The sequence below is a fragment of the Achromobacter kerstersii genome, assembly GCF_902859595.1.
Classification (GTDB): Bacteria; Pseudomonadota; Gammaproteobacteria; order Burkholderiales; family Burkholderiaceae_B; genus Achromobacter; species Achromobacter kerstersii.
Genome location: NZ_CADIJQ010000001.1, coordinates 1,981,458 through 2,005,378, shown reverse-complemented (window position 1 = coordinate 2,005,378; position 23,921 = coordinate 1,981,458). Strand labels below are relative to the sequence as shown.

The window sequence follows — 23,921 nt, the reverse complement described above, 5'->3', positions numbered from 1 at the left end:
CCCGCGGATGGCCGCCCCGCGGATAATCACCCCGCGGATAACCGCCCCGCGGATAACCGCCCCACGGATAACCGCCCCACGGATGGCCGCCCCACGGTTCGATTTCGGCGGCTGGTCGCGGTACGATCCGGGCTGACTTCGATTTTTCAGGAATACCATGCGTCAGCGTTCTTCAGGCTTTCGAATCGAACCCCTGTCCCGCGTGCTGTTGGCCGCCGCCTTGATGGCGGCAGGTGCCAGCGCCGCACACGCGCAATCGCCGTCGTCCGCGACGGGTTCGCGGGTGCAGACACCCGCACCGGCGCAGCCCGCATTGACGCCCAAGCGCAGCTTCGACGACGTCGTCAAAGCGCAAGAATCGGCAGCCACGCCGGCGTCGGCCCCCGCAAGCGCTCCGGCTGAGGCTCCCGCCGCAACGGCGACGCCGGCTGCCGCAGCACCGGCTGCCGCAGCACCGGCTGCCGCAGCACCCGCAACCGCAGCCCCCGCCGCCACTGCTTCGCCCGCCGCGCCTACCGTCATCATCCCGACCGAGCTCGATACCAAGGCTTGCATCGACAAGCTGCGCAAGGGCGCAACCGCCAACGGGTTGACCGTGGCGGATTGGGACAAGTACACCGCCCGCGCCAAGCTGCTGCCTACGACAGTCGCGTCCGCCAAGGGTCAGCCCGAAGGGCGTGAAAGCTGGTGGGACTACATCGCCAAGACCGTCGATGACGAACGGGTCAACGATGGCCGCGCGGTGATGAAGAAGGTGGGGCCGCAACTGGATGCGATCGGCCAGCAGTATCAAGTCGACCCCGCCACGCTCGTCGCCATCTTCGGCATCGAAACCAACTACGGCCGCCAGATCGGCAAGACCGATGTCTTGAACGCCTGGCTGACGCGCGCCTGCACCGAGAACAAGACGCTGTGGGAAAAGAACGCTTACGCGTCCGTCCGCCTGCTGCGCGACGGCACCGTGCCCGCCGATAGCTTCGTGGGTTCGTGGAGCGGCGCGTTCGGCATGACGCAGTTCATCCCGACGTCCTTCTATGAATTGGCCGCCGATGGTGATGGCGATGGCCGTATCGATCTCTACAACTCCTTGCCCGACGCCCTGGCGTCCACGGCCAACCACCTGCGCAAGCGCCGCGCCAAGTGGACGCATGGCTTGCCGGCAGTGGTGGAAGTGCGCGTGCCGGCCGAACTGGCCGCTGCGATTCCGCCCGAACCCGACGCGGAATACGTGGGCTCGCAAGACCGCCGCACCATCGCGCAATGGGCGCAGGCGGGCCTGAAGCAGGGCGATGGTTCGGTGTTGAAGTTGCCGTCAGGCAACGATGAACAGGCCTATCTGTTCGCACCCACCGGTTCCAAGGGCCCAGTGTTTCTGGCGACGGTGAACTTCGACGCCATCCTGCATTACAACCAGTCGCGCCGCTACGGCCTGGCCGTGTCGCTGCTGCTGAACCGCTTGCAGGGCCGCCCGGGCATCATCGCGGCGTGGCCAACTGACGACCCCGGCCTGTCCCGCGCCGAGATCAAGCAGTTGCAGGAAGAGCTGTACGGCCGTGGCTACGACGTGGGCGAGGCGGACGGCATTCCCGGCGCCAAGACCCGCGACGCCGTGCGCGCCGAACAGGAACGCCGCAACCTGCCGCAAGATGGCCGCGTCGGCAAGCGCATCCTGGATGCCCTGAAGGCCGACAAGCCTGACGCGTTGCGCGCGCGTCCGTCCAAGTAAGAGCACACGCGCGGTATCTGCCAGAAAGGCGGATGCCGCGCGCGGCCTGGCGCCGCTATGATGGAGTGTTTCCCTCTATGTCTCATTCGTCATGCCGCACGCTGTCTTTCCTGACATTTTCCTGACTCCCCGGCTTCGTGCCCAGCGCATGCGGCAGGGGCATCTGCCTTTCATCACGAAAATGCACGCCGACGCCGACCTGATGGCGACGATGGGCGGCACGCGTGATGCCGCTGCCAGCCGGCTGTATGTGGCGCAAAACGTCTCGCATTGGGTGGAGTACGGCTACGGCATGTATGTGCTGGACGACCGGCGCACGGGTGCGATGGCCGGCCGTGCTGGCCTGAAGTACACCGTGTCCGACGAGCAGGGGGCGATTGAGCTGGCGTACGCGTTTCAGCCCGATTGCTGGGGCCAGGGGTATGCCGGCGAGATCTCGGCGGCGCTGATTGCGCTGGGGTTCAAACTGCTGCCGGTGGATGTGTTGTCGGCAGTGGCAGTTCGGTCCAACACGGCTTCGCGCCGCGTGATGGAGAAGACCGGGCTGCGCTATGTAGGTGAAAGCGCGGCAGGGGGAAGTGCGGCAGGGGGAAGTGCGGCAGGCGGAAGTGCGGCCGATGAGGACAGCGTCAAAGTCCGCTACGAAATCCGCCGCGCCGAATGGCGGCAACTTCAGGGGCAGGCGGGCGATGAATTGCTTGCGCAGCAGCGTTAACATTCGGGCATGAGTACGACGACCCTTCCCGATGACGACCCGCAGCCCGTTCCCCCTGAACGTCCCGCACCCGAAGAATGCTGCAACAGCGGCTGCATTCCTTGTGTTTACGACATGTATGACGAGGCGATGGAAAATTATCGCCAGGCGCTGAAAGCCTGGCGGAGCCGGCACGAAGTGACCGGCTCGTCAGGCGGGTAAGCGCAGAACCGCCAGACCGCCAAACTGCTTAATCGCCAAACCGCTTAATCGCTTAGTCGCTTAGTCGCCTAACCGCCAAACCGCTTAATCGCCAAACGCAGCGACTACCCCGCCAGCGTCATATGAATGATCGGGAACGGCCGCCCCGCGTCGTCGTGGGCGGACCGGCCCACGTCCACAAACCCGTAGTGCTTGTAAAACCCATGCGCCTGCGGGTTTTGTTCATTCACGTCCACCTGTAAGGTGCCGTGCAGCGAACGCGCGAAGTTCAGCAGTCGGCGGCCTGCGCCTTTGCCGCGCTTGTTTGCGTCCACGAACAGCATTTCGACCTTGTTGCCCGTCAGGCCCATGAAGCCGGCGACTTCGCCGGTATCGTCCTCACAGACCCACACGCGCACTGACGGCAGGTAAGTGTTGAGCACCTGCGGGTACATGGCCTGGATTTCTTTTTCCGTCAGGAAAGAATGCGTGGCGCGCACCGAGCGGAGCCAGATGTCCGCCAGGGCCAGATCGTCGCCGTGATTGCGTTCTCGGATATTCATTTTCTTGTTGATGCTTACAGCCCTGAACGGTACAGCTCGGTAGCCGCCAGGACGGTTTCCATTTGCACAGTATGCGCGAAAACGAAGCGGTCGCCGTAGACCGTTTCATCTGGAAATTCCGAAATCAGCGCCAGCGGCAGCTCTTCGCGGTCGCTCTCCGTGATCTGCACCGGGATGCCGTTCATCACGTCGAAACCGCTTTCCAGCGCGTGCGCATGAAACAGTTCCAGCTGGCGCGCGTTGAACTCCACCAGCCCCGGCACGTTGCGGGCCAGCCGGGCGGTGACGCCTTCGATCAGGCGGCGCGCGCGTTCGCCCCAGCCCGGGTGATGGCGCAGCACCAGGAAGAAGCCCTTCGGCACCGTCCACAGTTCGAAATTGCGGGGCAGGTAGCCCGACAGCGGACGCGTCCATTCATGCGCGGGGTAGCCGTGCAGGTTGATGTGCAGCTGCGCGCCGCTGATCGCCTGCGCCTGGTGGCGGCCATCGCGTTCAAAGTACGGGGCGTGTTCGCGGTATGCGATATCGTCGCCCAGCGCGCTGTAGCGCGAGGCGTGCAGCATGTGGCGCGGATGGTGTTCGCGCAGCCGGTTGAACAGCGCGTAGCCGTCGGGGTTTTCGGCGGCGATCAGCGCGAAGTGCGCATTGCCGCTTGCCGCCAGCGCTTGCGCCGCGCGCAACGCGCCGACCACACCGGACGTCTCGTTGGCGTGTTGCGCACCCGAAATGAAGACGGCCGGACCTGGGCCGCGCACATAGGTGCCCAGCACGGGGCGGCCCTGGCGCGACACGGCCTGGAAGTCGTCTCCGCCAAACGCCGCCATGCAACCGGCGATCTGCGCGGCCGACAGGGGTTCGCGGCGCGCCGAGAGCGGCGCATCCGGCAGCACCGGCGTCACGGACGCAACGGCATCGAACGGCTCCAGCGACATCTGCACGCGTGCCGCACCATCGTGGCGGCGGATGTCGGGAATGATCTGGCCGGGCTGCAAGCCACGGTCACCGGACGGGCGGCCGGAATGCTGCTGGAAGTGTTCCAGCAACGAAAAATAGATATCTTCGTGCAGCGCTTCAAACGTGCTGACGATTTCTTCGTCCACCGGCAAGGCGAAGTCCATGCCGGGCAGGTCGACGCGAATTTCCAGGCGGTCGAAATAGGGCTCGTGTGCGCCCCAGGGGTGGTTGCGCACCGTGTCGACGATGCTGCGGAACACCTGCTGGTACTCAGTGGTCTGGGCGGCGTCGGTCTGGATGGCGCCGTCGGCGTCGCGCACGCGCAGCCAGCCGGTGGGCGACAGTTCGGGCTTGCCGTCCTGCGCGTGGCCCACGACGTTGGGGGCGAAGACGCGCGTGTCGACGCGGCGGCCGTCGGCGTAGGTCAGCGTGACGTCGTAGTGCAGGTCGGACGCGCCGGCATGCATCGTGACGCGCACGCCTTCCATCAGCGCCACCAGCGGGTAGGCTTCCAGCGTGAAGCGCTTGGCCTGCGCGTGTTCGTGCAGCGGGTAGCGCACCAGGGCGGACACGAGCCCGTCGCGGTCGGCTTCTTCCAGGAAGAAGTGCACCAGCGGTTTGTACGCGCTGCGAAAACGCGCGGTGACACCCGCCTGAGCCAGCCGGGCTTCTGCCGCGCGGCGGGCTTCCACGCCTTCAAACAGCCAGCCTTCCACGACCGCGCCGCGCCACGCCGGCGCCATGTAGGCGTGCGTCCAGGCGTCCAGCGTGCGGTCGAATGTTTTTTCAAGCAAAGACATGCTTCATGTTCCTTCGAGTTCTTGCGTATCCGATGTATCCGATGCACAGACAAATGCCCCTTGCGGGGCATCTGATCTTTTACACCTTTCCGGTCGGGTCCAGACGGTCTCGCAACCAGTCGCCCAGCAGATTCAGGCCCAGCACGGTCAGCATGATCGCCAGACCCGGGAAGACGCTGACCCACCATGCCGTCTGCATATACGTGCGGCCATCGGCCAGCATGCCGCCCCAGCTGGGAATCATCGGGTCCACGCCCAGGCCCAGGAAGGTCAGGCTGCTTTCCAGCAGGATGTTGTTGGCCACGTTCAGCGTCATCAGAATCACCAGCGGGCCCAGCAGGTTGGGCACGATGTGGTGGCGGATCATGGCCAGGTCGCGCACGCCAAAGGCGCGGGCAGCCAGCACGAACTCGCGTTCACGCAGCGTCAGCACTTGGGCGCGGACCAGACGCGCATACTGCACCCACTGCGACACGATCATGAAGAAGATCACGTTGAACAGTCCGCCGCCCAGGATGGCGATGAACGTGATGGCCACCAGGATGAACGGCAGCGCCAGTTGCACGTCGGCAAAGCGCATGACGATCATGTCCCAGAAGCCGCGGTAGTAGCCGGCAATAAGACCCATGACGATGCCCAGCAGCGCGCCGCCAATCACGGACGCAAAGCCCACCATCAGCGAGATCTTGCCGCCCACGATCACGCGGGCCAGCACGTCGCGGCCCAGCGGGTCGGTGCCAAAGGGATGGGCGGACGACGTAAACGGCGCCATCAGGCGGGCCGCCAGGTCCATGGATTCACCGCCATCGGGGAAAATCCAGCCGGAGGTCAGCACCAGCAGGATCATGATGCCGGTCAGCACCGCGCCCAGCACGAATTCCAGTGAACGGTAGCGGCTGCGCGGCTTGACGGGCTTGGGGGCGGCGGCGGTAGGAGTGGTTGTCTGCATAAGGCTTACCGCGTGCGGATACGGGGGTCGACGATGCCGTAGGCGATGTCGACGATCAGGTTGACCAGGACGATGACGGTTGCCAGCACGGTGACCGTGCCTTGCAGAACCGGGTAGTCGCGGCCGGAAATGGCGTCAAACGCCAGCGTGCCCAGGCCGGGCCAGTTGAAGACCATTTCAATCACGACGATGCCGCCGATCAGGCCGCCAAATTGCAGGCCCAGATACGTGATGAGCGGAATCGCGCAATTGCGCAGCGCATGCTTGTACAGCACCACGCGTTCCTTCAGGCCCTTGCTGCGCGCCACCATGATGTATTGCGCCGACAGCGTTTCCAGCATGGTCGTGCGCACCAGACGGATGTTGGTGGCGCTAAGAATGATGGCCATCGTCAGCGACGGCAGCACCAGGCTGGCCGGGCCGCTCCAGCCTGAAGGCGGCAGCAGCGGGAACGTGATCGACAACAGCAGCACCAGCATCAGCGCCAGCCAGAAGTTGGGAAACGACAGCCCCACCAGCGACAGGATGCGAATGGCCTGGTCGGTGGACTTGCCGCGCTTGATGGCTGCCTGGATGCCCAGCGGCAGCGAGATCAGGATGGACACGATCAGCGACGTGAAGGCCAGCATCAGCGTGGCGGGCAGGGCGTCGCCGATCAGCTTGGCGACAGACGTGCCGCCCATGAAGCTGCGGCCGAAATCGCCGTGCAACAGGCCCTGCATGTACGACAGGTATTGCTCGTGGAATGGGCGGTTCAGGCCCAGCGCCTGGCGGATGTTGGCCAGGTCTTGTTCGGTGACGCTGCCCGAACCCTGGCTGAGCATCAGCGCGGGGTCGCCGGTCAGGCGTACGGCATAAGAGACAAGCAGTGTCACGGCGACAATCACGAAGACGGCCTGCAACACGCGTTTAATGAGAAATCCGGTCATGAGGCGCCGCCCCGGTTTGCACCCGGGCGGATCAGTAATGTTAATGCTGCAAGTGCCCCGCTAGCGGGATGCCGCGGAGCCGGCTTTGCCGGTCCGCAGGCATGCCCCTTTGAGGGGGAAGCGCGGTAGCGCTTCGGGGGGATTTACTCCACGCTGGTTTCAAGGAAACGGAAGCGGATGTCGCCCGGAACTTCCAGATTCTTCACGCGCTTGTTCACGCCCACGATCGTGTTCAGGCTGTACAGCGGCAGTTCCAGCGCCTGGTCGGCGACGTACGCGGCAATTTCCTGCAGCATGGCTTCGCGCTTCTTCACGTCATAGACGGTGCGTTGCGCTTCCAGCATGCCGTTGAGCTTGGCGTCGTTGTCATACGGGTTCCACTTCTGGCCCGTGTGATACATCAGGTACGCGGTGTTGTCGTAGTCATACGTCCAGCCGCCCCATTGGTTCTGCCACATCTCGCCCGTCTTGCCACCCGGGATGATGTCGTTCAGCAGCACGCCGGTTTCATACGGCTTGATGGTGGCGCGCACGCCCACGGCTTGCAGGTAGCCCGACACGGCTTGGGCGACTTCACGGAAGTTGGAATCGCTGCCGCGCACGTCGATCTGCACGGTGGCGCCCGGCTTCACGCCGGCCGAGGCCAGCAGCTTCTTGGCTTCGGCGGGGTTGAAGGGCAGGGGCTTTTGCTCGGGGTTGTAGCCGAACGATTGCGGGCCCTGGAAGCTGGCGATGACTTTGGCCTGGCCCAGCAGCAGCTGCTTGACGATGGCTTCGCGGTCAACGGCCATGATCAGTGCGCGGCGCACGTCACGGTTCTGCGTGATGCCGCCCGTGGTCTTGTAGCGCAGCGCGAAAGCGACGGGGCCGCCGGTCGAGATGACGTCGGCGTTGCCGGACTTCTTCACGGTGTCGATCAGGCCCAGCGGGATCAGCGTGGCCACGTCGATGCGGCCGGCCTGCAGCTCGGCGACTTGCGTGCCGGGTTCGCTGATGAAGCGGTAGACCACCTTGTCCAGCTTGGGCTTGCCGCCCCAGTATTCGTCGTTGCGGGCCAGCGTTACGTTGACCTTGGGCTGGTAGCTTTCAAACTTGAACGGGCCGGTGCCGACCGGGTTCGTGTTGAAGAAGTCTTCGCCCTTTTCCTTGATGTACTTCGGCGGCACGATCATGGCGCCGTAGCCGGCCAGCTTGGTCAACAGAACCGGGTCGGGCTGCTTCAGAATGAAGTCCACGGTGTATTCGTCCACGACCTTGATCTCGCCGATGGAGTCGTAGTTGGACTTTTGCGGGCCCTTGGCGCCTTCGGCGCCCAGCAGGCGTTCGAACGTGAACTTCACCGCTTCGGCGTTGAAGGGTTCGCCATTGTGGAACTTGACGCCTTCGCGCAGCTTGAAGCGCAGGCGCTTGTTCTCGTCCAGGTATTCCCAGCTGGTGGCCAGGCCCGGTTGCAGCTTCAGGTCGGCGCCGCGCATCGTCAGGCCGTCATACAGGTTGCCGCCGACGGAACCCCAGAAAGTCACGAAGGTGTCGATGGGGTCCCAGCTGCCCGGGTCCTGGTTGATGGCCACGCTGAGCGTGCCAGCGGCATGCGCGGTCGAGAAGACGGCGGGCAGCGCGCCGCCCAGCGCCAGGGTCAGGGCGGTGGCGGTGAAGGTGGTGCGTAGGAATTGCATGTTCGCTCCAGGGACGGGAACTCGGATCACACCGAGGAAAAGAGGGTTGTCTTCAAGCCGCGCGGGCCACTTGATGGCCGGGCGCGAATTCGATCAAGGGAATGATGGCCGGCTCGTCGCCCACGCGGCGCACCGGGCTGGGGATTTCGCCTTCGATCAGCGACGTATCAATATGGCGGCCGGGTTCGGCCACCGGCACGGCGGCCAGCAGCTTGCGGGTATAGGCATGCTGCGGCGATTCGAAGATCTGCCGGCGCGTGCCCAGCTCCACGATCTGGCCCAGGTACAGCACCGCCACGCGATGGCTGACTTTCTCCACCACCGCCATGTCGTGCGTGATGAACAGGTACGACAGGCCGCGGTCTTTTTGCAGATCCATCAGCAGGTTCAGGATCTGCGCCTGAATGGACACGTCCAGCGCCGACACGGATTCGTCGGCAATGATCAGCTTGGGGTTGCTGGCAAGCGCGCGCGCGATGCACACGCGCTGGCGCTGGCCGCCCGAGAATTCATGCGGGTAACGCTTGGCGTGCTCGGGCTTCAAGCCCACTTGCTCCAGCAGTTCGCCCACGCGGCGGGCGATGGCGTCTTCGCCACTTAACAGCCCGTGCGTGCGGATGGGTTCGGCAATGCTGAAGGCCACCGTCTTGCGCGGGTCGAGCGACGCGTACGGGTCTTGGAAGATGTACTGGATTTCCTGGCGCAGGCGTTGGCGGCCTGCGGCGTCCATCGAGAAAATATCCTGGCCGTTGTAGCGCACGGCGCCAGAGGTCGGCGCGACGAGCTGCTGCAAGGTCTTGCCGATGGTGGACTTGCCGCTGCCCGATTCGCCCACCAGCGCCAGCGTTTCGCCGGGGTAGACGTCAAAGCTGACTTCTTCCACGGCGTGCACGCGGTGCGTGACGCGGCCAAACAGGTTGTGGCCCACGTCAAAGCGGGTGGTCAGCTTGTCCACGCGCAGAACGGGTTCGTCGTAACGTGCGGTGTCTTGCTCGCGGGTTTCGCCCACTTCGCGCAGCGTGTCGCCGTCCAGCACGGTTTGCGGCGTGCGCAGCGGCAGGTCGCGGCCGGTCAGGCTGCCCAGACGCGGCACGGCGGCCAGCAGCGCACGCGTGTACGGATGCTTGGGCGCGTTGAAGATCTCATCAACGGTGCCTTGCTCGACCTTCTTGCCGCGCAGCATCACGACCACATCGTCGGCCATCTCGGCCACCACGCCCATGTCGTGCGTGATGAAGATGACGGCGGTGCCCAGGTCGCGCTGCAATTCGCGGATGGTGTTCAGAATCTGCGCCTGGATGGTGACGTCCAGCGCGGTGGTGGGTTCGTCGGCAATCAGCAGGCGCGGCTGGCACGACAGCGCCATCGCAATCATCACGCGCTGGCGCATGCCGCCGGACAGTTGGTGCGGGTAGCGGTCCAGCAGTTGTTCGGCGTCGGGCAGGCGCACCTTGTCGAGCAGCTTGCGCGCCGATTCGCGCGCGGCGGAACGCGACAGCTGCTGGTGCAGCATGATGGCTTCGATGATCTGGTCACCGATCGTGAACACCGGGTTCAGCGACGTCATCGGCTCCTGGAAGATCATCGCGATGTCGTTGCCGCGGATGGCGCGCATCTGCTCGTCGCTGGCTTTGGTCAGATCGGTTTCACGGCCGTCGTCGCCGCGAAACAGGATCTGGCCCGTGGAGATGCGGCCGCTGGAGTAATCCGTCAGCCGCATGATCGCCATGGACGTCACGGATTTGCCCGAACCGGACTCGCCAACGATGGCCAGCGTTCTGCCCGGCCGGACATCGAAATCCAGGTTGTCGACGGCGCGGAACACACCGTTGTCGGTATTGAAATCAACCGAGACGCCGCGCACGGATAGCAGCGGGGCGGAGGAGGCGGGGGTGGTGCTAGACAACGTGGATTCTCACAGCGAGGTGGCGGCGCGGGCTGCCTGGTCGTACAGGCCCGAGAGCGCGCGCAGGGTGTTGGCCAACTGGTGGCTGGCGTCGTCCGCCGCGGGCGAGTCGATGAACGATTTGACGAGGCATTGCTCGCGCACTTCGGCGTAACGCTGAATGGCGGCGGCGCCGGCATCGGTGGTGGTGTAGATGACTTCTTTGCCCGTCTTGGCGCTTTGCACCACGCCCAGCCGCTCCAGTTTCTTCAGCGAATAGTTCACCAGGTGGGTGTCTTCAACATTCAGCGTGAAGCAGATGTCGGCCAGCTTCTTGCCGCGTCCGCGATGGAACACGTGGTTCAGCACCAGGATGTCCAGCGAGGTCAGATCGGGCAAACCGGCGCACGCCATGCAACGCACCATCCAGCGATTGAAGGCGTGGGACGCGATGATCAGGCCGAACTCCACCTCGGACAACTGCGGGGCGGAGGTGGCCAGATGGGCTGAGGAAACTATGGCGTCCCGAAGGGAAACAGACATGGGCAAGACGGACCAGGGACGGATCGATGACAAAATGTTGGCGAATTATTGACGATTTGTTGGTATGGCGGCATTCGGGATAACCCCAGGAAATATAGGATCGTCTTCGAACAGCGTCCATTTGCCGTCCTGCTCCCATCGCAATTGGTGCGTGGGCGCCAGCGCCGCCAGGAACTGGGTGTCATGCGACACCACGATCAGCGCGCCGGGGTATTCCGCCAGCGCTTCCTCCAAGGCTTGCGTGGCGGCCAGGTCCAAATGGTTCGTGGGTTCGTCCAGCAGCAGCAACTGGGCGGGGTGTTGTCTCCATAGCGCGCAGGCCAAGGCGGCCTTGATGCGTTCGCCACCGCTTAGCGTGGCGGCAGGCGCATCAACGAGCGCCGGGCCCAGCCCCAGCAAGGCCAGCCGGCTGCGCAGTTCGCCTTCTGGCAGCGGCGCATGCAATACGTTCAGCGTTTGCAATAACGACTGTGTGGCGGGCAAGCCGGAGGCTCGCTGGTCCAGCAGGGCGGTCGACACGCGCACGTCGCACGTGCCGCGCAGGGGTTTCAGGTCCCCCGCCAGCATCGACAGCAGCGTGCTCTTGCCGCAGCCGTTCGGACCAAAGATGGCGAGCCGGAACGGGCCGCTCAGGCTTAGCGTCAAGGGCTGCGCGTGCAGCGGATAGGGCGGCGTGGCGTCTTCCAGGTGCAAGACCCGCCGTCCGCGAGGCACGGCCGTGTCGGGCAGTGCCAGCGCAACACCCGGGGTGGCGGCGACGCGCTTGGCGGCTTGCGTGACTGCGTCGTCCAGCGCGGCGGCGGTTTCCTGGCGCCGCAGCCGGTCACGGCCCGCATGGCCTTCGGCGCTGGCTTTCTTCATGCCAAGCAGGATGGCCGCCTGATTGGTATCGCGGGCGTTTCGCGCATTGCGGGCGCTGCGCTGCTGTTGCGCGTCGTGCTGGGCCCGTAGTGCGCGCCGCCCTGCCGCGCGTTCGTTGCGGGCATGCGCCAGCGCGGCCTCGGCGGCAGACTGCTGCATGTCGCGCTGCGCACGCCAGACACGGTAGTTACCGGCATGCCCGGACAGCGCGCCGCGGTCCAGTTCGACAATGGCGGACATGGCGTCCAGCAGGCGGCGGTCATGGCTGACGACGATCAAGCCGCCGCGCCATGCGTGGATTTTCTCCATCAGCCAATCGCGCGCGCGGGCGTCCAGATGATTGGTGGGTTCGTCCAACAGCAGCCCGTCCGCGTGTTGCAAGAGTGCGCCCGCCAGCGCCACCCGGGTCAGCTCGCCGCCGCTGGCTGCGTGGGCAGGGTGTTCCGGCGCCCAGCCGGGCAGACCCGCGTCGGTCAGCATCCGCGCCCAGTCTTGGCGGATCAGCCAATGGCCTTCGGCTAGATCGAAATCCGCGCTGTGGGTGCTGCCGGCTTCAATGCGCGACAGCGCACGCAGAATCGTGCCGATGCCCGCTACGTCGGCCATCGTGGCGTCTGGGGCAGGCATTTGAATTTGGGGAAGATAGGCGATTTGCCCGTGGCGCACGACGCTGCCCGATTGCGCGGGCAAGCCCCCTTGCAGCACGCGCAACAGCACGGACTTGCCCGCGCCGTTGTGGCCGATCAAGCCATGCCGCGTGGGCGCGAAGTCATGGCTGACGTCATCCAGCAAGACGCGGCCATCGGGCAGCGCGAAGCTGACGTGCCGCAAACTGATGAAGGAAGGCGCGGAAGACGGCGTGGAACGTGCGGAAGACGGCGTGGAATGCGCCGCGTTCGGCGGGGTGGGTGCGTAGGAAGACTGGGCCATGGATAGCTCTCCGGGTCGGCAAGACGCTTTGCGCGCAATGCGGCAAAGGGCGACAGGGGGGGAGGGCTTAAAGAATCATGGCCGTGCGGGTCTCCAGGAGGGCAGTCGTAAGGGTGGGCGGTCGTGAGTGTGGGCAGTCGTGAGTGTGGGCACTCGTAAAGGTGGGCAGTCTCACGCTTGCACAGTTTGAACGCGTGGGCAGTTCGAACCCGCCTGTTCGGGAAAGTTCCCCAGCTACCGGCTCGTTCAGTCTTCCAGCATCCGAAGATCCGGCGGCCGGTTTTCAATAATGGCCTCCATGCTAAAGAACCCGGTCACGGTCGACAACTCAAAATCCGTAATCAGCCTTTGATAGAAGCGGTCATAGCCCGCCATGCCCCGGCAGACAACCTTGATCAGATAATCCCAGTCGCCGCCGATGCGATAGAACTCCGTCACTTCAGGCAGGCGTTCAACGTGCTGGCGGAACCCGTCGGCCCAGGCCTTGGCGTGGTGGCTGGTTCGGATCATCACGAACACCGTCAAGTCCAGGCCCAGCGCCACCAGACTGACCTCGGCGCGCGTGCCACGAATGATGCCGACCGCGTTCAAGCGCTGAAGCCGGCGCCAGCAGGCGTTCTGCGACAAGCCCACCCGATCCGCCAGCTCGCGTTGCGACAGCGCGCCGTCTTTTTGCAGGCAACTAATGATGCTTAGATCAAGCTTGTCTATTTTTTCAAGTTTGTCGTTCATATGATCTGTTTTGGCCGGTTTTAAGCAAAAAAACGGTGATGTTTCAACTTGGCATCCATCGTATGATATTTCGCATCACATCGCACATTGCGCGTTCCCCCGCGCCTGACATCGCGAACCTCACCGCGCACCGCTCCGGATACCCCATCTCATGACTACGCACCACGCAACGGCTCCCGTATTGACCGGGCCATTGCAGCAGTTTCAAGACAGCCTCAACACCGGCGATATCGCCGCCGCCCTGGCCGATGGCCTGATCGGCAAGGACGCGATGATGGACGGCCCCTTTGGCGCCAAGCCGCTGGTCTACGCCGACTATGTGGCGTCAGGCCGCGCGCTGATGCAGGTTGAGCGCTTCGTGCTGGAACATGTGCTGCCGTACTACGCGAACTCACACACCGAAGCCTCCTACTGCGGCGGCTTCATCACGCGCTTGCGCCGCGAGGCGCGCTCGGCCGTTGCCCAATGCTGCGGCGCCAGTGAAGAACACGCGGTGATTTTCGCGGGCTCGGGCGCCACGGCCGGCATCAACCGCCTGGTGCATCTGTTTGGTGTAGACGCCGCAGTGCGGGCGGGCAGAAAGGTCCGCGTCATCATCGGCCCGTACGAACACCACTCCAATATCCTGCCCTGGCGCGAATGCGGCGCCGAGATCATCGAATTGGCGGAAAGCCCCGAAGGCGGGCCAGACCTGGCCGAACTGGCCACGGCGTTGGCCGTCTCGGACGACACGCTGGTGGTCTGCGCGCTGTCGGCCGCTTCCAACGTGACGGGCATCGTCGCCGACGTGCCCGCCATCACGCGGATGGTGAAGCAATCGGGCGCGAAGATGCTGTGGGACTACGCGGGCGGCGCGCCCTACCTGCCCATCCGCATGTCGCCCGCCAGCGATGCGCAGATCGACGCCATCGTGTTCTCGCCGCACAAGTTCATCGGCGGCCCCGGCGCGTCTGGCGTGCTGATCGTGCGGCGCGATGCCGTGGTGACGGCAACGCCCACCTGGCCGGGCGGCGGCACCGTGAAGTTTGTGTCACCCACTGGCCACGATTACAGCGGCAGCCTGGAATCCCGCGAAGAGGCGGGCACGCCGAATGTGGTGGGCGATATCCGCGCGGCGCTGGTGTTGCTGGTGAAGCACGCGCTGGGCGCGGACGTCATGCAGCAGCGCAACGCGCACTTCGTGCAGCAGGCGCTTGCCGCCTGGAAAGACAACGAACACCTGGAATTGCTGGGGTCCTTGACCGCCGCTCGCCTGCCGATCTTCTCGTTCCGCGTGCGCAACGGCAAGGGCGGCTATGTGCATCAGCAGCTGGTGACGCGCATGCTGAGCGACCGTTTCGGCATTCAGGCTCGTGGCGGCTGCGCGTGCGCGGGGCCGTACGTGCATCGTCTGTTGGACATTGACGCTGAACAGTCGCAGCAGATGCGTCAGGCCATTCTGGATGGCCGCGAAATTGAAAAGCCCGGCTTTGTCCGCTTGAATTTCAGCGTGCTGCTGTCGGACGCCAAAGCGGCATTCATTCTGGAGTCGGTGCGGGCGCTGGCCTCGGATGCGACTGAATTCGAAAGCCTTTATGGATTCGACCCCAGCCGCGCCATCTTCAAGCCGCTGAGCGCCCGCCTGGAAGTCGCGGCCTGAGTCGGATCAGTCCTGCATTTGCTTGCCGCACGTGCGTATCCAGGCGGCTTTCAGATCGGTAAGTTCGTCTGACGCCTGGGTCAGCGTGCGCACAACGCGATCTGAAAACGTCACGCCCTTGCGGCGGCACGCTTCGAAGTCATCGCTAAGCGCGAAGCGGGCATCCAGCAAGTCCAGCCGGCCTTGGCAGAGTTCGCGGTTCAGTTGCAAATCGTTGGCGGCTTCGCGCGTGCGCTGCACGTCTTGCGCACGCTTGATGCTGGCCAGGCCGTCATCAATGCGGGCGGCGCAGTCGTCGGCGGCGTGCGTGGGCGCTGCGGAAAACGCGGCGAGGGCGGCGATGATCAGAAGGCCGGCCAGGGGCCGGCGGGGCGTTGCTGCCATGCGTAAAACCTTGGTGTCGCGGTAAGAATGCTCTGCATCATAACTGCTGCGAAATGGCGTCGCGTCATGTTGCGCTGCGCGGCTGACACTGCATGGAAAACCAGTATGGCAAAACGCGGCAACGCGTCTACCATCGCTGACAGGTCAATGATTCATATCGGTTGACCGAGAGATCCCACGAAGAGATCCCGCCAAGGGAGCCCACTAAGAGATCCAACCCAGAGATCCAACCCAGAGATCCAACTCGCAAGGGATTGGACGCGCATCCGGCTGAAGTTCTGTTTTATCAACACGTTACGTTGGAGATGAAAGAGAATGGCGAACACGCTCATCGAAGTCGATCTGGAACAATCCCCTTACGAGAACCCGAAGATCCACAACCGTTGGCATCCCGACATCCCCATGGCCGTCTGGGTGAAGCCGGGCGACGATTTCGTGCTGGAAACCTATGACTGGACCGGCGGCGCAATCAAGAATGACGACAGCGCCGACGACGTGCGCGACGTGGATTTATCGACCGTGCACTTTTTGTCTGGCCCCGTCGGCGTCGAAGGCGCTGAGCCCGGTGACTTGCTGGTGGTAGACCTGTTGGATATCGGCGCCAAGCCCGACAGCCTGTGGGGCTTCAACGGCTTTTTCAGCCGCAACAATGGCGGCGGCTTCCTTACTGAACATTTTCCGCATGCGCAGAAGTCCATCTGGGATTTCCACGGCATGTTCACGTCTTCGCGTCATATTCCCGGCGTGAACTTCGCGGGCCTGATTCATCCCGGCCTGATCGGCTGCCTGCCCGACAAGAAGTTGCTGGACACCTGGAACCGCCGCGAACAGGCGCTGATCGACACCAACCCTAATCGTGTTCCGCCGCTGGCGAATCCGCCTGCGCCCAAGACGGCGCACATGGGGGCGCTGCAAGGCGCCGAGCGTGACAAGGCGGCGGGGGAAGGGGCACGCACGGTGCCGCCGCGCGAACACGGCGGCAACTGCGACATCAAAGACTTGTCGCGCGGCGCCCGCGTGTTCTTTCCGGTGTACGTCAAGGGCGGCGGCCTGTCGGTGGGCGACCTGCACTTCTCGCAAGGCGATGGCGAGATCACTTTTTGCGGCGCCATCGAAATGGCGGGGTGGGTGCACATGCGCGTGTCGCTCATCAAGGGCGGCATGGAAAAGTACGCCATCAAAAACCCCATCTTCAAACCCAGCCCGATCACGCCCGCCTATAAGGATTACCTGATCTTCGAAGGCATTTCGGTGGACGAAGAGGGCAAGCAGCACTACCTGGACGTGAACGTGGCCTACCGGCAAGCCTGCCTGAACGCCATCGAATACCTGAAGAAGTTCGGCTATTCAGGCGCACAGGCGTATTCGCTGCTGGGGTGCGCGCCGGTGCAGGGGCATATCAGCGGGGTGGTCGATATTCCGAACTCGTGCGCCACGCTCTGGCTGCCCACTGAAATCTTCGACTTCGATATCCAGCCCTCGGCGTCGGGGCCCATCAAGCACATCAAGGGCGGGGTGGACATGCCGCTGTCGCGCGACCGCTAGGAGACTCACGATGCCCATGTACGACTACGCGTGCGGCGGCTGCGGCGAATTTGCCGCGTTGCGTCCGCTGGCGCAATGGCGCGACCCGGCCGCCTGCCCGCAATGCGGGGAAATGTCTGGCCGCATCATCGGCGGGGCGCCTGCCATCTCGGCGCTATCTTCCGCCGTGAACCGGGCGCGCGCCGTCAACGAGCGCAGCGCGAACGAGCCACGCAGCTCGCGCGCCGGCCACGGCATGAATTGCGGATGTTGTTCGGGCGGACGCGCATCGGGCAAAACGCGCACCACCGCCGACGGCGCAAAGTCATTCGCGGGCGCCAGGCCCTGGATGATCAGCCACTAGCCTTGCGGCCAGGCAATCGCTGGCCAGCCCGCAGCGGCGCGTACCGGCTTGTTGCCGGGCGTGCCGTTTTTCGTTCCGGTGATGGACTCGCGCGCGGCGGCCTGCGGGGCGTCTTTGTGCTTCGGCTGATTCTTGGAGCGTTCAGGCCGACGCCGCGCTTACCAGCGGCGCAAGTTTGTGCTTCGGCTGATTCTTGGAGCGTTCAGGCCGATGCCGCACTTTCCAGCGGCGCCACCGCCGCGCCCTGGATCTTGTGGCGCGCCAGTGCGTCGGCCACGAAGCCTGATTTCTTCATGGCTTCCACATACGCGGCCAGATACGCGCTGGCCTTGTCGCCACGGCTCTTGGGCACACCCATGGCCTGGCGGATCAGCATGAAATGGCCGTCCAGCAAACGCAGCCCGCCCAGGCGCTGCGCGTCGGCTTCCAGCTGCTGCTTCACGCCGGCGGCCACTTCCATGTTTTCCTGCATGAACGTGTCCACGACAGCGGGCGAGGTCGGAGCGCGGAAGATCTCGGCATGCTTGAGTTCGCGCGTCAGGTAAAGGTCATAGGCGCTGCCTTTGCCGACCACGACGCGCTGGCCCTGGGTGTCGACCTGATCCATGGCGGTGATCGGCGAATCTTGACGCACCAGATACGCGCCTTCGATCACCACATAGGGCGCGGTGAAGGCGATCTGCTCGCCGCGCAACGGGTCGATGGCGAAGAAGCCCACGTCCGCCTGTTCGGCGGCCACCGCGTTGACGGATTCGCCCGCGGACTTGAACACCACAAGTTCCAAAGTCACGTCCAGGCGCCGCGCAAGCTCCGTAGCCAGGTCCACCGACACGCCGCAGGGCTTGCCGGTGGCAGGGTCGGTGTTAGCCAGGATGGGGTTGCCCAGGTTGATGGACGCGCGCAGCGCGCCGGTGGGGGCGAAGGCGGAGAGCAGCTCGTGGTCGGTCTTCATGGCTTCCTTGGGGGTGGGCCGCACGCCAGGGCGCGGGCGATTGCAGAAGAATAGCCGGAAGCGTGGGCGTTGCGCGATGGCCGTTTTGCTATTGCGCGCGGCGCAGCACGTAGTGCGGGGCGAGCGGGCCAGTGGGCCGGGTGCCATCGCGATACAACATCGTGACCTGGTTCTCACCCACGAAGTAGCGCTGGCTGTCACCCGCGGCGTCCAGGCGTATCGTGCTGCCATCCGACTCCCAGCTGAACGTGCCGGTCACGATTTCCGGCTGCGGCTCGCGGTCCAGATATTGGGTCTGGCGTTCGTAGCGGTCATCCTTGAACAAGGTCAACCGGGTCTTGATGCCCGGGCAGTCCGCGCAAGGCAGCGTGCCGTCATAGCTGCCCGGCCAGTCCAGCGCGTTGCGCGCCGTGTGATTGTCCGCCGGCGTATCGCGGGCATTCGGACTTTTTGGCGGGGCGCAGCCGGCAAGCAAGGCAAGACTCAGGGTGCAGGTCAGGGTGGTTTTCATCATGGCGAGCTCCTGTGGGTAGACGCGTTCACGATACGGACAGCAACGGGGCGATGCTGAAACGGGATGTAAAGCGGAATTGCGCTACGCTTGGCGTCTTTTCTGCCAGACTGGCGCTTGCCCGCGAGCCATCATGACGAAAGCAAAAGGCGAACGCCGCAACATCGTCACCCGGCCTTTCGGAATGCCCCGACCCTATGGACCCTGAACTGTTGAATTTGCTGGTGACCCGCGACATGCCTTTTGGCAAGTACAAGGGGCGCCTGATCGCCGACCTGCCCGGCCCGTATCTGGCCTGGTTTGCGCGCAAGGGGTTTCCGCCCGGAGAACTGGGCCGCTTGCTGGCCTTGATGCATGAGCTGGACCACAACGGCTTGTCATCGCTGCTGGCGCCGTTGCGAAAATCCCGGCCCGCTTCGCCGCGCGGGTAGGACGGCTTGGGTATCGCCGGCAATGCGTGGCCGGCCCATGCTGCTCCGAAACGTAGGGAAACAACTCTAGGGGGCGCCGCCGCATTTTGGCCTGTGCCCGGCGCTACGATAGGCCGGCGCGCCAGGGCGGACCCTTGCTTCTCCGTCTCCGCGCGCTTGTTCATTGAAGAGAGGTTGCCATGAAGAAACGCCACATCACCGCCTTCCTGTTTGCCGCGTTGTGCGCCGCAGGCGCCGCGCAGGCCCAGTACGCCCCGGCCGCCCCGGGGTCGCAGGAAATGCAGTTTCCCAGCTTGCCGTCCAAGGATGGCAGCCAATCGCCGCCGTCGACCTTGCGCATGACCGTCACGCCTGAACAGGCCCCGCCCGCGGTGATCCGGGACTCGGCGGAGAGCCAGGCGCAGTATGTGCGCTGCCGCGAGGTGTCAGACCGCGCAGCGGTGTCGAACGCGCAGATGCAGGCGGGCGTGGCGCAATGCCTGAAAGAACTGGAACAGCGCCGCCAGCAACAACAGTAGCAGCGCCGCTAGCAATAACGGTAGCAGCGCCGCCAGCAATAACCGTAGCAGCGCCGCCAGCAATAACGGTAGCAGCGCCGCCAGCAATAACCGTCGCGCCGCCGGCGATAACCAGCAGCGCCACCTGGGATATCCGGCGGTGCGACAGCAGAAATCCCGCGGCGTGGCGAGCCATCGCCCGCGGTTTGATTGCGATTACCGCGCCGCCATTTTGATTTCTCTTTCGGCATGCCCCGCATCGGCCTTGGGGGGAGACTTCATCGGCCCCTTGGGCGGCGCCGCGCGCGGGCCCGCGTTGGTGCCGGTGACGGGTGCCGGCTTTTGGGCGCCGCGCGGCATGGTTTTTGGCACGGCCGGCACGGGCGGCGCAGCCGGCGTGGCCACGGAAGCCTCGGCCAGCAACGTGCGCGGCAGCGCGAAGCCGTCGAAGCTCGCCTGCGTAAACGGGTTGTTGGATTTTTCAGCGGTGATCCGGTAGCGCATGGCCCCGTCATTGGCCGAAAAACTCAAATCAACGCTGTTGGCCGTCGCGCTTTCCAGCCGCGCCTGACTCAACAGGCGGAACATCGACCACGACCCCCGGTACGCCAGACCGCTGCTGGTTCCCGTCGCGCCAACCAGCGTGATGCGGCTTTCGGTGGAATCGCCCAAGTTGTTGGGCCAGATCAGGCCGACGCTGTTGCTTGCGCCGTGGCTATAGGCGATCAGTTGGCCTTCGACGCTTAGCACGCTGCTGCGCCGGCTCGCGGTCAGCCCCAGCGGCGTGATGCTGAACTGCACGCCCAGCGCGCCCCGGCTGTTGAAGAAGGCGTCGCGGATACGGTCGGCGGCTTCCAGCTGCGTCAGCACATCCATACGTACCAAGTAGCCACCGCGCCGTTCCGAATACAGCGCCTCAAGGTTCTCGTCAAAGAACAGCTTCAGATATTGCTCTTTGAACTGCGCCAGCCGGCCCTGCGGTCCGAACAGCGCGGTGAAGTCTTCCAATGACGCATCAACGCGGCTGCCCGGGTTGAACGGATAGCGGCTGGCCAGGCGCTCGTGGTAGTAGCGGTACACGTCGGTTTCCCAGCGCCGCTCCAGCTCCTTCAAGGCTTCGATCAACAGCACCTGCGACGACTCGTCGGCCAGTTTCTTGACCTGCCGGTTCAGGGGTTCAGGAAGCCCCGCCGCCACGCGTTGCAGGTTGGCGATGGGGTCGGCGCCCTTCAGCGCGAAGCGGTCCAGTACCACTGCCAGCGCCGCCTTGCCCGGTTCGGGGCTGTCGTGCACACGCTTCATGGTTTCGTGCACGCGCGCCACGGCGGCCATGCTCTCGTCCAGGTAGGAAGGCTTGTCGCCTTTGGCCACCAATAGTTCGGATAGCGGCGCAAAGGGGCGCGCGATAGCCGCCACCTGCGGCACATTGGCGCCTGCTGACGCGGTCGCGGTCGCGGATGCGGACGCAGATGCTGACATCGACGCCGCCGCACCCGCCGCCACGTCCGGGCTCTTTTCGGCGGTATCGCCTGCGGTGGCGACAGCAGGCAGTGGCGGATTCAGCACGGTGTTGTCGCGCACGGTTTCCACCAGCCGGCGCAAGGGCGCCGCGGGGCTCGTCACGCTGCCCAGCACATCCACCGCCTGGCCCAGATCGTCAAAGTCCACCACTTCCAGATGGTTCAAGCTGCGCTGCCACGTGTTGATGTAATCGCTGCTGTAAAGCGCGCGCACGCGTTCGGCCAGCACCTGTTTGTCGGCTTCCGAATAATCAATGCGCTGGCGTTCGCCCAGCGTCCAGCGGTCGATCAGGGCCAGGTCGGTGAAGTCTTTGCCGTGCGCCGCGAAGTAGCTGTGATAGCCCGTGGCCGTCAGCAGCGGGTCTATGCGTGTGGCGGGATCGGTTTGGGCGTCCAGGGGCGCGGCGGCCTTGTACACGATGTCGAAGGCGGGGCCCACTTCATTGCGCAAGTCCAGCGGCGTGTGCAGAATTTTTCCCGCCTGTTCGCGCATCGTCATGTAGACGCGCTGCGGCATCGGGATTTGACGCAGGCGCTGCTGCACTTCCTCGACCCGTGCGCGATGCTGCGGCAAGACCGCATCCGCGTACGTCAAGGCGTAGTCCAGATGGCGGCGCAAGCCGTTTTGCACCGCGCCTTCGCCGGGGAACGCGGCTTGCCACTGCTGCGTCATCCAGTCTTCCACGATGGGTGAACGGCGGTTGTGGCGGTCTTCGATCATGCGGTAGACGCGCAGTGCCGCCAACTGCTGATTGCTGCCCGAGGGCGCACTGTTGATGGCGTTCATGACACCGCTGGCCAGCTCGGGCAGAAAGCGCTTGGACAGCAGCTGCAGATAGGCCTCGTCAACCTTGGGGCCGATCTTGCGGCCTTGGTACAAACCCAGCTCGGATACCAGCGGCCACGCCTGACGGTAGTCTCCCACCACGGCGACCGCGCTGCGGATCTGATCCAGCGGTTCGAGCAGATTGCGTCCCGTCGGGTCGCTGCTGCCGTCGATTTTGTGCGTGCTGAATTCGCGGCTCTTGTCCAGCACCGACATCGCCATTTGCCGGTTGACACCGTGGTAGTGATACCAGCCGCCCGCCAGCAACAGGCTGCCCAAGGCCGCGACGCCAAAGCCAACCATCAGCGTGCGGCGCTTGTCGGCCATCACCTTCAGGTTGTCGCCGGCCAAGCCGGCCTCGGGGTAGATGATGCGCTGGAACACTTGCTGCGCGAAGTACACCGCCGAGCGGCCGCTGGGCTTCACATTGGTGGCGGGGGGCGTCAGGCTGTAGGACGCCGCCGCCGCGCTGATGAACGCGTCGCACAACAGGCCTTGCTGATACACCGACGAAAAATACACGCCACGCGGCAAGGCGGGCGTGATGTAGCGGTCGCTGCCCAGCACGTCTTCCAGGAAGCCCAGCAGCACCGGCCGCATACCCGCCAATTGCCGGACCAGCGAGAACAGCGCTTCTCGGGCTTCCATGTTGGCTGCCTCGGCCATGGCGTCGAAGATCTGTTCGTTCAGATGCTGGATGAAGCCGTCATAGCGTCCGGCCAGCTCATCAAGCCAGGCATCGTAGTCATGCACGGAATCCAGCGTGAACGTAAAGCCGAAAATGTCTTCGCGCACGTTGCGCGGCAGCCGCGCGAAGAAGGGCTCGAAGCCATTGAGCAAATCGAATTTGCTCAGCACCACGTACAGCGGCGGGCGGGTCCCCAAATGGCGGCTCAGTTCGGACAAGCGCGTGCGCAGCAGAATCGCCAACGCCTTGCGGTCGCTGGCTTTCTGGTTCAGCAGCGTCACCAGATCCACCATCAACACCACGCCGTTGAGCGGGCGGCGGCTGCGGTTGCGGCTCAGCCAATCGACCAGCCCAACCCACAGGCGCGCGTGCGCGCCGATAGGCAGCGCCACCCGCGAGGTGGCACGGGCGGGTGCGGCGTCGGCGGTGGAGTCTGGCGGCGAGCTGCGGACCGGATCGGGCGTGGCCGCCGAGCTTGGGCCGGGGTCAGGCCCGGCTGCGGTTTGGGCCAGGGGCTCCGGTGCAGACGCGGCTTCGATCTGGCTGATCAGTTCGCCCGGCGGGTCGATCAGCACGGCCTCGTCGCCCATCCACCAGTCGATGTCGTACGCCAGGTCCGGGTCGGTAAACGCGCGCCTGGCGCCAGCCTTGACCTCGTTACTGAGCGAGAAGCTTTGGCTGGAGCGGTTGATGAAGCTCGTCTTGCCGGTATTTTCCTGGCCCAGCACCAAGTACCACGGCAGTTGGTACAACGCGTTGCGGCCCTTCAAGTTGCTGCGCAACACATGCAGGCTCTGGTCCAGCGCGCGGTCCTGCGCCTGCACAAAGCGCAGCACCGGATCTTCTTCGCGCTGCTCGGCTGCGCCGCGTTCGGCTTCCAGGCGGCGGTTGCGGCGGCGAAGCGTCCAGACCCAGGCCAGCACCGGCAGCATCAGAACGACGAGCGTGCACAGGACGCGCATGGACAGATCCGCCAAGGGCTGGTGATTGCGCCACGTCCAATGCGGACCCAGCCACCAGATGCCGATCAGCACGAAAGTGATCGCCAATGCGGCCAGCACGGGCATCGCGCTCTTGAAATGGCTCGCTACCGGCAGACCGTAGCGCTTGAGGTACGACCACACATTCTTCATCGGGAGACT

Annotated in this window: 21 protein-coding genes; 8 read left to right on the top strand and 13 right to left on the bottom strand. The window is 64.6% G+C overall.

What is annotated here, in order from left to right:
- Window positions 1-157 precede the first annotated feature (157 nt).
- The 3 genes from HV765_RS08880 (at window position 158) to HV765_RS08870 (ending at window position 2,642) form a co-directional block, all read left to right on the top strand.
- Window positions 158-1,726 carry a lytic murein transglycosylase gene (locus tag HV765_RS08880; RefSeq protein WP_175169426.1) on the top strand — a complete coding sequence of 523 codons (1,569 nt, stop codon included), beginning with the start codon at window positions 158-160 and terminating at the stop codon, window positions 1,724-1,726.
- Window positions 1,727-1,817: 91 nt separating this feature from the next.
- Window positions 1,818-2,441: a GNAT family N-acetyltransferase gene (locus HV765_RS08875; protein WP_175169425.1), complete on the top strand. Its 624-nt coding sequence runs from the start codon at window positions 1,818-1,820 to the stop codon at window positions 2,439-2,441.
- Between the two features lie 9 nt (window positions 2,442-2,450).
- A complete protein-coding gene (locus HV765_RS08870; protein WP_082387136.1) occupies window positions 2,451-2,642 on the top strand; it encodes an oxidoreductase-like domain-containing protein in 192 nt (63 codons plus the stop codon).
- A gap of 104 nt (window positions 2,643-2,746) precedes the next feature.
- On the opposite strand, the gene HV765_RS08865 is transcribed toward HV765_RS08870, so the two are convergent.
- The 9 genes from HV765_RS08865 to HV765_RS08825 form a co-directional block, all read right to left on the bottom strand.
- On the bottom strand, window positions 2,747-3,184 hold the full coding sequence (locus HV765_RS08865) for an acetyltransferase (protein WP_054424794.1): 438 nt from the start codon (window positions 3,182-3,184) through the stop codon (window positions 2,747-2,749).
- 14 nt (window positions 3,185-3,198) lie between these two features.
- On the bottom strand, window positions 3,199-4,938 hold the full coding sequence (locus HV765_RS08860; protein WP_175169424.1) for a M14 family metallopeptidase: 1,740 nt from the start codon (window positions 4,936-4,938) through the stop codon (window positions 3,199-3,201).
- A gap of 79 nt (window positions 4,939-5,017) precedes the next feature.
- Window positions 5,018-5,887, bottom strand: coding sequence for an ABC transporter permease (locus HV765_RS08855; protein WP_175169423.1), 870 nt, complete (start codon window positions 5,885-5,887; stop codon window positions 5,018-5,020).
- A 5-nt stretch (window positions 5,888-5,892) separates the two neighbouring features.
- Window positions 5,893-6,816: an ABC transporter permease gene (locus HV765_RS08850; RefSeq protein ID WP_054424801.1), complete on the bottom strand. Its 924-nt coding sequence runs from the start codon at window positions 6,814-6,816 to the stop codon at window positions 5,893-5,895.
- A gap of 143 nt (window positions 6,817-6,959) precedes the next feature.
- Complete coding sequence (locus HV765_RS08845) at window positions 6,960-8,492, bottom strand: ABC transporter substrate-binding protein (RefSeq protein WP_054424803.1); 1,533 nt, start codon at window positions 8,490-8,492, stop codon at window positions 6,960-6,962.
- A gap of 52 nt (window positions 8,493-8,544) precedes the next feature.
- Window positions 8,545-10,398 carry an ABC transporter ATP-binding protein gene (locus HV765_RS08840; RefSeq protein ID WP_054424806.1) on the bottom strand — a complete coding sequence of 618 codons (1,854 nt, stop codon included), beginning with the start codon at window positions 10,396-10,398 and terminating at the stop codon, window positions 8,545-8,547.
- A gap of 9 nt (window positions 10,399-10,407) precedes the next feature.
- Window positions 10,408-10,920: a winged helix DNA-binding protein gene (locus tag HV765_RS08835; RefSeq protein WP_054424809.1), complete on the bottom strand. Its 513-nt coding sequence runs from the start codon at window positions 10,918-10,920 to the stop codon at window positions 10,408-10,410.
- A gap of 45 nt (window positions 10,921-10,965) precedes the next feature.
- Entirely contained in the window at window positions 10,966-12,711 is a 1,746-nt protein-coding gene (locus HV765_RS08830) for an ABC-F family ATP-binding cassette domain-containing protein (protein ID WP_175169422.1), read from the bottom strand.
- Window positions 12,712-12,957: 246 nt separating this feature from the next.
- The gene (locus HV765_RS08825) at window positions 12,958-13,443 is read right to left on the bottom strand and encodes an Lrp/AsnC family transcriptional regulator (RefSeq protein ID WP_054424814.1); all 486 of its coding nucleotides are present in this window, start codon (window positions 13,441-13,443) and stop codon (window positions 12,958-12,960) included.
- A gap of 151 nt (window positions 13,444-13,594) precedes the next feature.
- On the opposite strand from HV765_RS08825, the gene HV765_RS08820 reads away from it, so the two are divergent.
- Window positions 13,595-15,082, top strand: a complete 1,488-nt coding sequence (locus HV765_RS08820) for an aminotransferase class V-fold PLP-dependent enzyme (RefSeq protein WP_054424817.1) — start codon at window positions 13,595-13,597, stop codon at window positions 15,080-15,082.
- A gap of 6 nt (window positions 15,083-15,088) precedes the next feature.
- On the opposite strand, the gene HV765_RS08815 is transcribed toward HV765_RS08820, so the two are convergent.
- The gene (locus tag HV765_RS08815; RefSeq protein WP_175169421.1) at window positions 15,089-15,466 is read right to left on the bottom strand and encodes a hypothetical protein; all 378 of its coding nucleotides are present in this window, start codon (window positions 15,464-15,466) and stop codon (window positions 15,089-15,091) included.
- 315 nt (window positions 15,467-15,781) lie between these two features.
- Between HV765_RS08815 and fmdA the strand changes: the two genes are divergently transcribed.
- Both fmdA and HV765_RS08805 read left to right on the top strand, forming a co-directional pair.
- The gene (fmdA, locus tag HV765_RS08810) at window positions 15,782-17,011 is read left to right on the top strand and encodes a formamidase (protein ID WP_175169420.1); all 1,230 of its coding nucleotides are present in this window, start codon (window positions 15,782-15,784) and stop codon (window positions 17,009-17,011) included.
- A 10-nt stretch (window positions 17,012-17,021) separates the two neighbouring features.
- Entirely contained in the window at window positions 17,022-17,354 is a 333-nt protein-coding gene (locus tag HV765_RS08805) for an FmdB family zinc ribbon protein (RefSeq protein WP_054424827.1), read from the top strand.
- Window positions 17,355-17,556: 202 nt separating this feature from the next.
- Here HV765_RS08805 and HV765_RS08800 read toward each other — a convergent pair whose 3' ends face one another.
- Window positions 17,557-18,306 (bottom strand): ABC transporter substrate-binding protein, encoded by a 750-nt coding sequence (locus HV765_RS08800; protein ID WP_175169419.1) that lies wholly within the window; start codon window positions 18,304-18,306, stop codon window positions 17,557-17,559.
- A gap of 88 nt (window positions 18,307-18,394) precedes the next feature.
- Window positions 18,395-18,820: a copper resistance protein NlpE gene (locus HV765_RS08795; RefSeq protein ID WP_175169418.1), complete on the bottom strand. Its 426-nt coding sequence runs from the start codon at window positions 18,818-18,820 to the stop codon at window positions 18,395-18,397.
- Between the two features lie 194 nt (window positions 18,821-19,014).
- On the opposite strand from HV765_RS08795, the gene HV765_RS08790 reads away from it, so the two are divergent.
- Together HV765_RS08790 and HV765_RS08785 are read left to right on the top strand one after the other, a co-directional pair.
- Entirely contained in the window at window positions 19,015-19,248 is a 234-nt protein-coding gene (locus HV765_RS08790) for a DUF3820 family protein (protein WP_054424837.1), read from the top strand.
- 179 nt (window positions 19,249-19,427) lie between these two features.
- Window positions 19,428-19,766 carry a hypothetical protein gene (locus tag HV765_RS08785; RefSeq protein ID WP_175169417.1) on the top strand — a complete coding sequence of 113 codons (339 nt, stop codon included), beginning with the start codon at window positions 19,428-19,430 and terminating at the stop codon, window positions 19,764-19,766.
- A 195-nt stretch (window positions 19,767-19,961) separates the two neighbouring features.
- Here the strand turns inward: HV765_RS08785 and tssM are convergent, their stop codons facing one another.
- Entirely contained in the window at window positions 19,962-23,912 is a 3,951-nt protein-coding gene (gene tssM, locus HV765_RS08780; RefSeq protein WP_175169416.1) for a type VI secretion system membrane subunit TssM, read from the bottom strand.
- Window positions 23,913-23,921 lie beyond the last annotated feature (9 nt).

Excerpts from the sequence above, each read along its gene's own strand:
- HV765_RS08870 (WP_082387136.1), top strand. The coding sequence starts at position 2,451 with ATGAGTACGACGACCCTTCCCGATGACGACCCGCAGCCCGTTCCCCCT.
- HV765_RS08805 (WP_054424827.1), top strand. The coding sequence starts at position 17,022 with ATGCCCATGTACGACTACGCGTGCGGCGGCTGCGGCGAATTTGCCGCG.
- HV765_RS08845 (WP_054424803.1), bottom strand. The coding sequence starts at position 8,492 with ATGCAATTCCTACGCACCACCTTCACCGCCACCGCCCTGACCCTGGCG.
- HV765_RS08830 (WP_175169422.1), bottom strand. The coding sequence starts at position 12,711 with ATGGCCCAGTCTTCCTACGCACCCACCCCGCCGAACGCGGCGCATTCC.
- HV765_RS08815 (WP_175169421.1), bottom strand. The coding sequence starts at position 15,466 with ATGGCAGCAACGCCCCGCCGGCCCCTGGCCGGCCTTCTGATCATCGCC.
- tssM (WP_175169416.1), bottom strand. The coding sequence starts at position 23,912 with ATGAAGAATGTGTGGTCGTACCTCAAGCGCTACGGTCTGCCGGTAGCG.
- HV765_RS08800 (WP_175169419.1), bottom strand. The coding sequence starts at position 18,306 with ATGAAGACCGACCACGAGCTGCTCTCCGCCTTCGCCCCCACCGGCGCG.
- HV765_RS08825 (WP_054424814.1), bottom strand. The coding sequence starts at position 13,443 with ATGAACGACAAACTTGAAAAAATAGACAAGCTTGATCTAAGCATCATT.
- HV765_RS08795 (WP_175169418.1), bottom strand. The coding sequence starts at position 18,820 with ATGATGAAAACCACCCTGACCTGCACCCTGAGTCTTGCCTTGCTTGCC.
- HV765_RS08855 (WP_175169423.1), bottom strand. The coding sequence starts at position 5,887 with ATGCAGACAACCACTCCTACCGCCGCCGCCCCCAAGCCCGTCAAGCCG.
- fmdA (WP_175169420.1), top strand. The coding sequence starts at position 15,782 with ATGGCGAACACGCTCATCGAAGTCGATCTGGAACAATCCCCTTACGAG.
- HV765_RS08835 (WP_054424809.1), bottom strand. The coding sequence starts at position 10,920 with ATGTCTGTTTCCCTTCGGGACGCCATAGTTTCCTCAGCCCATCTGGCC.
- HV765_RS08820 (WP_054424817.1), top strand. The coding sequence starts at position 13,595 with ATGACTACGCACCACGCAACGGCTCCCGTATTGACCGGGCCATTGCAG.
- HV765_RS08850 (WP_054424801.1), bottom strand. The coding sequence starts at position 6,816 with ATGACCGGATTTCTCATTAAACGCGTGTTGCAGGCCGTCTTCGTGATT.
- HV765_RS08790 (WP_054424837.1), top strand. The coding sequence starts at position 19,015 with ATGGACCCTGAACTGTTGAATTTGCTGGTGACCCGCGACATGCCTTTT.
- HV765_RS08880 (WP_175169426.1), top strand. The coding sequence starts at position 158 with ATGCGTCAGCGTTCTTCAGGCTTTCGAATCGAACCCCTGTCCCGCGTG.
- HV765_RS08860 (WP_175169424.1), bottom strand. The coding sequence starts at position 4,938 with ATGTCTTTGCTTGAAAAAACATTCGACCGCACGCTGGACGCCTGGACG.
- HV765_RS08785 (WP_175169417.1), top strand. The coding sequence starts at position 19,428 with ATGAAGAAACGCCACATCACCGCCTTCCTGTTTGCCGCGTTGTGCGCC.
- HV765_RS08865 (WP_054424794.1), bottom strand. The coding sequence starts at position 3,184 with ATGAATATCCGAGAACGCAATCACGGCGACGATCTGGCCCTGGCGGAC.
- HV765_RS08875 (WP_175169425.1), top strand. The coding sequence starts at position 1,818 with ATGCCGCACGCTGTCTTTCCTGACATTTTCCTGACTCCCCGGCTTCGT.